Source organism: Paraburkholderia sp. SIMBA_030 (assembly GCF_046535245.1).
Taxonomy (GTDB): Bacteria; Pseudomonadota; Gammaproteobacteria; order Burkholderiales; family Burkholderiaceae; genus Paraburkholderia.
This window is the reverse complement of the sequence record NZ_JAWRXB010001263.1, coordinates 1-248: the sequence shown is the minus strand read 5'-3', so window position 1 is coordinate 248 and position 248 is coordinate 1. Positions and strand designations below refer to the sequence as shown.

Below are 248 nucleotides of genomic sequence, written 5' to 3'. Positions count from 1 at the left end.
CGGCGCTCAAGCCGATTCTCGACGCGTTCGAACGCGCGTCGCAGAATGGCAATTGAGCGCATCACCGTAACGGAACTCCCATGGCCATCACCATCCGCAAACTCGATTCGACGAGCGACGGCTTCGGCGCCGCGCTGCGCGCGCTGCTCGCGTTCGAGGCGAGCGAGGACGAGGCGATCGAGCAATCGGTCGCGAAGATCCTCGCCGACGTGAAGTCGCGCGGCGACGCCGCGGTGCTCGAGTACACG

Annotated in this window: 1 pseudogene; it reads left to right on the top strand. The window is 66.1% G+C overall.

The window, feature by feature from the left end:
• Positions 1–80 precede the first annotated feature (80 nt).
• A pseudogene (locus SB772_RS44095) lies at positions 81–248 on the top strand (histidinol dehydrogenase); the annotation flags it as partial.